This window comes from Streptomyces adustus (assembly GCF_009377175.1).
Classification (GTDB): Bacteria; Actinomycetota; Actinomycetes; order Streptomycetales; family Streptomycetaceae; genus Streptomyces; species Streptomyces adustus.
Genome location: NZ_VJZD01000092.1, coordinates 25,416 through 33,152, shown reverse-complemented (window position 1 = coordinate 33,152; position 7,737 = coordinate 25,416). Strand labels below are relative to the sequence as shown.

7 protein-coding genes are annotated in these 7,737 nt (G+C 71.4%); 2 read left to right on the top strand and 5 right to left on the bottom strand.

The annotated features are described in order from the left end of the window. From FNH09_RS22595 to FNH09_RS22575, 5 genes are all read right to left on the bottom strand, one after another. On the bottom strand, positions 1-901 hold a 901-nt coding region (locus FNH09_RS22595), incomplete at its 3' end, for a 3,4-dihydroxyphenylacetate 2,3-dioxygenase (RefSeq protein ID WP_152890840.1). Then, on the bottom strand, positions 894-2,357 hold the full coding sequence (locus FNH09_RS22590; protein ID WP_152890838.1) for an aldehyde dehydrogenase: 1,464 nt from the start codon (positions 2,355-2,357) through the stop codon (positions 894-896). The genes FNH09_RS22590 and FNH09_RS22595, both read right to left, overlap by 8 nt. 37 nt (positions 2,358-2,394) lie before the next feature. Then, positions 2,395-3,201 (bottom strand): acetoacetate decarboxylase family protein, encoded by an 807-nt coding sequence (locus tag FNH09_RS22585; protein WP_152890836.1) that lies wholly within the window; start codon positions 3,199-3,201, stop codon positions 2,395-2,397. A 35-nt stretch (positions 3,202-3,236) separates the two neighbouring features. Further along, on the bottom strand, positions 3,237-4,445 hold the full coding sequence (locus FNH09_RS22580) for an NAD(P)/FAD-dependent oxidoreductase (RefSeq protein WP_152890833.1): 1,209 nt from the start codon (positions 4,443-4,445) through the stop codon (positions 3,237-3,239). A gap of 5 nt (positions 4,446-4,450) precedes the next feature. Continuing rightward, positions 4,451-4,639 carry a ferredoxin gene (locus FNH09_RS22575; RefSeq protein ID WP_152890831.1) on the bottom strand — a complete coding sequence of 63 codons (189 nt, stop codon included), beginning with the start codon at positions 4,637-4,639 and terminating at the stop codon, positions 4,451-4,453. 337 nt (positions 4,640-4,976) lie between these two features. Here FNH09_RS22575 and FNH09_RS22570 point away from each other — a divergent pair, with 337 nt between their 5' ends. Continuing rightward, on the top strand, positions 4,977-6,332 hold the full coding sequence (locus FNH09_RS22570; protein ID WP_162468942.1) for a type I glutamate--ammonia ligase: 1,356 nt from the start codon (positions 4,977-4,979) through the stop codon (positions 6,330-6,332). Between the two features lie 34 nt (positions 6,333-6,366). Beyond that, positions 6,367-7,683: a cytochrome P450 gene (locus FNH09_RS22565; RefSeq protein WP_152890829.1), complete on the top strand. Its 1,317-nt coding sequence runs from the start codon at positions 6,367-6,369 to the stop codon at positions 7,681-7,683. Positions 7,684-7,737 lie beyond the last annotated feature (54 nt).

The window sequence follows — 7,737 nt, the reverse complement described above, 5'->3', positions numbered from 1 at the left end:
GGGCGGGCAGGCCGGCGCCGGTCCATCCGTCGGCCGGGCGGTCGAACCAGAGGTGGACCTGGCCGGTGCCGATGGAGTTCTCGTACTCGCCGTACTGGCGGGCCGTGGCGGTGCAGGCCTGCTCGCCGAGGGCGCCGGCCATCATCAGGTAGTGGAAGAACCTCGCCTCGGGCTTGTACTTCCAGAACTCGTCCATGGTGTCGAGCACCTTGTCGTGGCGGCCCTCCTTGAACCAGGCGATGCGCTCCAGGTCGGCGGCGCGGGCCTCGGGGGTGAAGATGTGCGCCGGGTCGCTGGACTCGTGCTCGCGCAGCTGGCGCAGCGGCCAGAACGTGTGCGAGAGGGCGCCGGAGGCGATCAGCAGGACGCGGCGGCCGGGCGTGGCGGCGATGCCGTCGGCCAGGGCGCGCCCGAGGCGCAGGTGGTCCTCCATGTCGCCGGTCTGGCAGACGCCGATGGTCACCCAGCGCTTGTCCGGCAGGCCTTCGCCGAGGAACTTCCAGAGGTTGATCGTGGCGTAGTAGACCGGCAGGTAGTCGTCCTCGATCGCGGTGATCCAGGTGCCGTGCTTGTCGGCGAACCTCGCGATGTTGTGGGCGAGCTCGGGGTCGCCGGGGTAGTCGTACGGCATCCGGCACATGCCGCGCGGCAGTTCCTCGGAGGTGAACAGGCCGGCCCGGCGGTGCTGTGCGGTGGCGACGAACTCGACGGTGGTGGCCCAGTGCGAGTCGAGGACGACGACGGTGTCGTAGTCGTCGCGCTCGAACACCTCCTCGCGGAGCTGGTTCAGGCCGGTGACGAGGGTGATCTCCTTGCCCTCGTTCAGCTCCAGCCGGGTCTCCTCGGGGAGCACGATGGTGGGGACATGGGCGAGCAGGCCCGCCCCGACGATCTCACCCATGGTCCTGCCATCCCTTCGGCGCGGTGACGGTGTTCTTGACGTCGCAGTAGAAGTCGAAGCTCCAGGTGCCGCCCTCGCGGCCGACTCCGGAGTGGCGGGAGCCGCCGAAGGGCGCCTGGAGGTCCCGTACGAAGAAGCAGTTGACCCAGACGGTGCCGGCCACCAGCCGGGCCGTGACGCGTTCGGCGCGCGCGGGGTCGCCGGTGGCGAGCGTGGCGGCGAGGCCGAAGCGGGTGTCGTTGGCGAGGCGGACGGCCTCGTCCTCGTCGGCGAAGGTCTGGAGGGTCAGGACCGGGCCGAAGACCTCCTCCTGCACGATCTCCGAGTCCTGGGCCACATCGGTGAGCAAGGTGGGCGCGTAGTACTGGCCCTCGCCGCGGTGTCCGCCGATGACGGCGCGGGCCCCGGCTGCGAGCGCCCGCTGCACGAACCCGTCGATCTTCTCCAGCTGACGCGGGTGGATGTTGGGCCCGATGTCGGTGGCCTCGTCGCGCGGGTCGCCCTGGACCAGCCTGCCCGCCTTCTCGGTGAAGCGGCGGGTGAACTCCTCGGCGACCGTCTCCTCGACCAGGAAGCGGGTGGCGGCCAGGCAGACCTGTCCGGCGTTGTCGTACTGCTCGACCGCCAGGTCGACGGCCAGGTCCAGGTCGGCGTCGGCGAAGACCAGCAGCGGGGACTTGCCGCCGAGTTCCAGGCTGAGCGGGGTGAGCTGGGCCGCCGCCGACTGCGAGATCCGCTTGGCGGTCGGGACGGAGCCGGTGAAGCTGATGCGGCGCACGTCCGGGTGCGAGGTGAGGGCGTCGCCGATCTCGGAGCCGTAGCCCTGGACGACGTTGAACACTCCGGCGGGCAGACCGGCCTCGGCGGCGATGTCGGCCAGCAGCGAGGCGGTCAGCGGGGTCCACTCGGCGGGCTTGAGGACGACCGTGTTGCCGGCCGCGAGCGCCGGGGCGATCTTCCAGGTGGCCAGCATCAGCGGCGCGTTCCACGGGGTGATCAGCACCGAGGGTCCGGCCGGGTCCCAGGAGACGTGGTTGGTGTGGCCGCGGGTCTCGAAGTCCTCGTGCTCCAGCTTCAGCAGCCAGTCGGCGAAGAAGCGGAAGTTGTGGGCGACGCGCGGCATCACACCGCGGCGGTGCGAACGCAGCAGGGCGCCGTTGTCGTGGGTCTCGACGATCGCCAGCTCTTCGATGCGCTTCTCCACACCGTCGGCGACGGCGTGCAGCAGCCGGGCGCGCTCGGCGCGGGGCGTGGCGGCCCAGCCGGGGAAGGCGGCCTTGGCGGCGGCCACCGCCGCCTCGGCCTCGGTGGCGGTGCCCCGGGAGATCTCGCCGAGGACGCTGCCGTCGATCGGTGAGACGTCGGTGAAGGTGGCGGGGGAGGCGACGCGTTCGCCGCCGATCCAGTGCCGGGTGTCGACGGCGACGCCGGCCACGGTGATGGTGTGCTCGGTCATGTCCGGTCTCCAGGTCAGGTGCTGATGCGTACGGGGGTTATTCGGCGTCGGAGGTGCCGGACTCCAGCAGCCGGCCGCCGTCCCAGACCACGCCGACCTGCCGGTAGTACGCGGCGATGGGCTCGTGGATCTCCAGCCGGGCCAGTTCCTCGGTGGGCGCCTCGAAGAGCTCCAGCTCGGCGTCGCCCTTCCAGGCCTGCCCGGCCTCGAAGGAGGCGGCGCCGGTCTCGATCAGCTCGTCGAGCGCGAGGCCCTTGCCCTTCTCGATGGACGGCAGCCAGCGGTGGTGGGCCATCGGGTGGGCGTTGACGAAGCCGTTGGTCTCGGACGGCTCGCGCAGCGTCACCACCGTCTGGGCCAGGCGCCGGTCCGCGGCGGCGAGCGTGGCGCCGAAGCGGGCGCCGGCCTCGATGCGCGGGGCGGGGCCGTAGGGGTGCGGGCGGGTCTGGTGGATCGAGCCGAGCTTCTTCGGGTAGCCCTGGTGCAGACCGCGGGCGATCGCGAAGTCCTTGTCGACCCAGATGTACACGCAGCGGGAGTACGTCCGGCCCCGGTACTGGCAGCGCACGACCGCGAACGCCTCCTTGTACTGGGAGAGCACCGGGTCCAGCAGCTCGTCGCCGGACGCCGAGCAGGACTGCCAGTCGGCCCAGATCAGCGCGACCGCGCCCGGGTCCTCGTCGGCGAGCTCCAGCGGCTCGGGCAGCAGCTCCCGTACGCGCGCGGGGTCCGTGCGGTACTCGACGGTGAGCAGGTCGCCCGAGTAGCGCCACGGCGGGTTCGGGATCAGCGACGAGGCGCCGCTCGTGGTCTTGGGGTGGAAGAAACCACGGACTGGGGACATGGCGGGGATTCCTTAGGCGGTGGGGACGGGCTGCTTCAGGCGGTGGGGACGGGCTGCTTCATGAGCTGGGTGCGGTAGCGGGCGGCGCCCATGGCGGCCTTGTGACCGCCGAGCGCGACGACACCGACCAGCCGGTCGTCGACGTGGTAGCCGGCCAGGACGTCGCCGTCCGGGTCGCCGTCCAGCACCCGTACGTCGGCCTTGCCGAGGGCGGGGGCCCCGAAGGACTGGAGCCGGAACTCGTGCTGGTCGCTCCAGAAGGTGGGCAGCGGCGAGAACGGGGCGGCCTCGGCGTCGGCGCCGGTCAGCCGGGCCACCAGGGTGCGCGCCGCGTGCTTCGCGGTGTCCGTGGGGATGGACCAGTGCTCGACGCGGCGCGGTACGCCGTCGTAGCGGGCGTTGGGGAAGCGGGCGACGTCGCCGACCGCGACCACGTCGGGCCGGCCGCCGACGCGCAGCTGCTCGTCGGTGAGGACGCCGTCGGAGAGGTCGAGGCCGTTGCCGTCAAGCCACTCGACGTTGGCGACGGAGCCGACCGACTCCACGACCACGTCGGCGGGCAGGACCGTCCCGTCGGCGAGCACCACACCGGTCACCCGCTCGTCGCCCTCGAACCCGGCGACCTGGGCGCCGAGCGCGAAGCGCACTCCGCGTGCCTCGTGCCGGGCGAGCAGGGCGCGGGCCAGCAGTTCGCCCAGCGGTCCGACCATGGGCAGCGGCAGCGGGTCGACGACCGTCACCTCGGTGACACCGAGGCCGACGGCGGTGGCGGCCACCTCGCAGCCGATGAACCCGGCGCCGACCACGACCACCCGGACGCCCGGCCTGGTCAGATCGTCGCGCAGCGCCTGGGCGTCGTCGATCGTACGGACGGTGTGCCGTCCGGCGAGCGGCCCCGGGCAGCGCAGCCGACGCGGCCGCATGCCGGTGGCGACGACCAGTCCGTCGTAGGCCAGGGTGGAACCGTCGTCGAGCGTGACGGTCCGCTCGTCGAGACCGGCGGCGACGGCCTTGGTGCCCAGTCGCCATTCCACGTCCGCCGCGGCGGACTTCGGGGTGAAGGCCAGGGACTCGAACGGAGCCTTCCCGGCCAGGACCTCCTTGGAGAGCGGAGGCCGGTTGTAGGGCATGTGGGGCTCGTCGCCCACCACGGTGATGGTCCCGGTCCAGCCGGCGGCGCGCAGCTGTTCGGCGGCACGCAGGCCGCTCATCGAGGCCCCCACGACGACTATGCGTCCGCTCATGTGGATCAGTCCTCGATCCGGATGGCCTGGAGCGGGCAGACGTCCGCGGCTTCCTCGACCTCTTCGCGCAGCGCGTCGTCCGGGTCCGGGACGAACAGCAGGCGGCCGTCGTCGTCCATCGAGAAGACGTCGGGGGCGGCGAAGACGCACTGGCCGTGGTCCTGGCACTTGTTCATGTCGACGACGACCTTCATGGCCGGTCCTCCAGTGGGTGGGGGCGTCGGGGAAAGGGGAGAGTGAAGAGGGTGTGAGGAGCCCGGCCGTGACCGGCCGGACCCCTCGGCCAAAGGGCCGCGGCGGAACCGCGTCCCCTACTCGTTTGGCTTCAAACAACATAGGAAGCCGACCGCTCCCGGTCAATAGCTGTCCAGGTGGATAATTTTTTGCGAACCCCCTCTTGCGGGGGGCCCGTTCTCCTCCCTACCGTTCGGACTCAAACGAGCCCTCCCGGAATGGCCGGCGCTTCTCGCCCTCCCGCCCGGTGACCGCTCCCATCCCGCCGTTCCATCCGCATACGCCCAGGAGATTTCGGTGAGCGCCCAAGACACCCCAGACATCCGTCGGCACCTGGACCGACTCGCTGCCGAGGGCATCGACGTGGTCCGGGTCAGCTACCCCGACCTGATCGGCACCGACCGCGCCCGCGACGTGCTGGTGGACCACCTGCCCTCGGCCTGCGAGCACGGTCTGGCCTTCTGCCGGGCCGTCTACCACACCACCCCCCAGGGTGACGTGGTGCCGGTCGCCGGCGGCCTCGACGCCGGCCTGCCGGACGTGTCCGTACGCCCCGATCTGTCCACCCTGACCGCGCTGCCCTGGGAGCCCGGGGTCGCCTCCTGCCTCGGCGAGGTGCGCGACCCCGCCACCTCGGCGCCCGTCCCCGAATCACCCCGCGATCTGCTCCGCACGGTCCTGGACCGGTGTGCCGAGCACGGACTGCGGCCCGTCGTCGGCCCCGAGCTGGAGTACTTCCTGCTGGAGCCGGACCCCGCCGCCCCCACCGGCTGGCGCCGGTCCCCCGAGACCACGGGCGCCGTCTACACCGCCGGACTGCGCGCCGACCCGGACAACCATCTGCTGCGCACCCTGCGCCAGCTGCGCGATCTGGGCATCGGCGTCGTCACCGGCAACCACGAGTTCGACGGCGGCCAGTACGAGATCAACCTGACCCACTCCGAGGCCCTGGACGCCGCCGACCGCGCCTTCCGCTTCAAATCGGCCGTGAAGGAACTGGCCCGCAGGGAAGGCAGGATGGCCACCTTCATGGCCAAGCCCTTCGGCGACGCCGGCGGCTCGGGCTTCCACCTCCACCTCTCCTGCGAGGACGGCGAGGGCCGCAACGTCTTCGACGACCCGGCGGGCGCCCATGGCCTCGCCGCCCCCGCCCGGCACGCGATCGCCGGCATCCTCGCCCACGCGCCCGCGCTCGCCGCGCTGGCCAACCCGACGGTGAACTCGTACAAGCGCTTCGGCCCGGACACCCTCGCTCCCTGGCTGATCGACTGGGGCCTGGACAACCGCAGCGCCATGCTGCGCGTCCCGCCGGAGCGTGGTTCCGGCGCCCGGCTCGAACTCCGGCTCGGCGACGCCAGCGCCAACCCCTACCTGCTGATCGCGGGCACCATCGCCGCCGCGCTGCTCGGCGTCCAGGCGGGCGAGGAGCCGCCGCCCCCGCTGGAGGGCTACGGCTACGACACCGACCGCTCCGCCACCCTGCCCATGAACCTCGCCGACGCGCTCGACGCGCTGGAGGCGGACACCGCCCTCACCGACGTCCTCGGCAAGGACTTCACCGCGTCCTTCCTCTCCTACAAGCGCGACGAGGTCGAGCGCTTCGGTCGGCACGTCACCGACTGGGAGTTCACCGAGTACGCCTACCACCTCTGAGCCCCCCACACCCTCGCCCAGGAGATCCGCCATCATGACCAGCCCCGCCGTCCCCGCCGTCCCCACCACGCGCGAAGAGCTGCGCGCCGCCCTCGACGAGCCCCTCCCGCTCGACCAGGTGAACCTCGCCGACCTGGACAACTTCGCGGACGGCATCACGCCCTGGCGCATGTTCCACACCCTGCGCCACGAGGAGCCGGTGCACTGGCAGCCCGAGGAGGCCCCCAACTCCGGCTTCTGGTCCGTGACCCGGCACGCGGACATCGCCCGCGTCGACCGCGACTCCGACACCTTCACCTCGACCCGGTTCGTCAACCTCGAAGAGGTCGACGACAACCAGATCGCGAAGCGCGCCTCCATCCTGGAGATGGACGGCGTCCGCCACCGCGCGCTGCGCAGCGTCATCCAGCGGCAGTTCGGCGCGAGCGTCATCAACAGCTACGCCGACTTCCTGCGCGGTCTGACCGCCACCACCCTCGACAAGGCGCTCGCCAAGGGCACCTTCGACTTCGTCGAGGACGTCTCCGCGGACTTCCCGATCAACGTCCTGGCCCGGCTGCTCGACGTGCCGTCGGAGGACAACCAGCAGCTGATCGACTGGGGCAACCGGATCATCGGCAACACCGACCCGGACTACGCCGACGTCCTGCTGCACAGCGCGGAGAGCGAGAAGTACCGCGACCTGCCCTTCCGTTCCCCCGCCTCGATCGAGGTCTTCGAGTACGGCCGCGAGCTGGCCCGTCAGCGGCGCGGCGGCGACGGCAACGACCTGATCTCCAAGCTGGTCAACACCGTTCCGCGCGACGGGGTGCCGCTGTCCGCGCAGGACTTCGACAACTACTTCCTGCTCCTGGTGGTGGCCGGCAACGAGACCACCCGCCACACCATCAGCCACTCCATGCTGGCCCTGCTTCAGCACCCCGAGCAGCTCGCCCGCCTCAAGGACGACCCCTCGCTGATCCCGACGGCCGTCGAGGAGTTCCTGCGCTGGGCCTCTCCCGTCTACCACTTCCGGCGTACCGCCACCCGCGACACCGAACTCGGCGGCAAGCAGGTCAAGGAAGGCGACAAGGTCGTCATGTGGTTCGCCTCCGGCAACCGTGACGAGGAGATCTTCGGCAACCCCTACGACTTCGACGTCGCCCGGCAGAACAACGACCACGTCACCTTCGGCAAGGGCAGCCCCCACCTGTGCCTGGGCAACCTGCTCGCCCGCACCGAGATCCGCATCATGTTCGAGGAGCTGATCCCGCGCCTCGCCGACATCAAGCTGGCCGGGGACGTGCCGCGGGTGCGCTCCAACTTCGTCAACGGCATCAAGCACCTTCCGGTCCAGGTCACCCTCGCCTGACGGACGCCCGCTCCGGGGCGGCCGCCGCCCCGCACCGTGCCCTCGCGGCAACGC

Bases quoted from the DNA above. Each gene is read 5' to 3' on its own strand.
- FNH09_RS22575 (WP_152890831.1), bottom strand. From the start codon at position 4,639: ATGAAGGTCGTCGTCGACATGAACAAGTGCCAGGACCACGGCCAGTGC.
- FNH09_RS22565 (WP_152890829.1), top strand. From the start codon at position 6,367: ATGACCAGCCCCGCCGTCCCCGCCGTCCCCACCACGCGCGAAGAGCTG.
- FNH09_RS22590 (WP_152890838.1), bottom strand. From the start codon at position 2,357: ATGACCGAGCACACCATCACCGTGGCCGGCGTCGCCGTCGACACCCGG.
- FNH09_RS22585 (WP_152890836.1), bottom strand. From the start codon at position 3,201: ATGTCCCCAGTCCGTGGTTTCTTCCACCCCAAGACCACGAGCGGCGCC.
- FNH09_RS22580 (WP_152890833.1), bottom strand. From the start codon at position 4,445: ATGAGCGGACGCATAGTCGTCGTGGGGGCCTCGATGAGCGGCCTGCGT.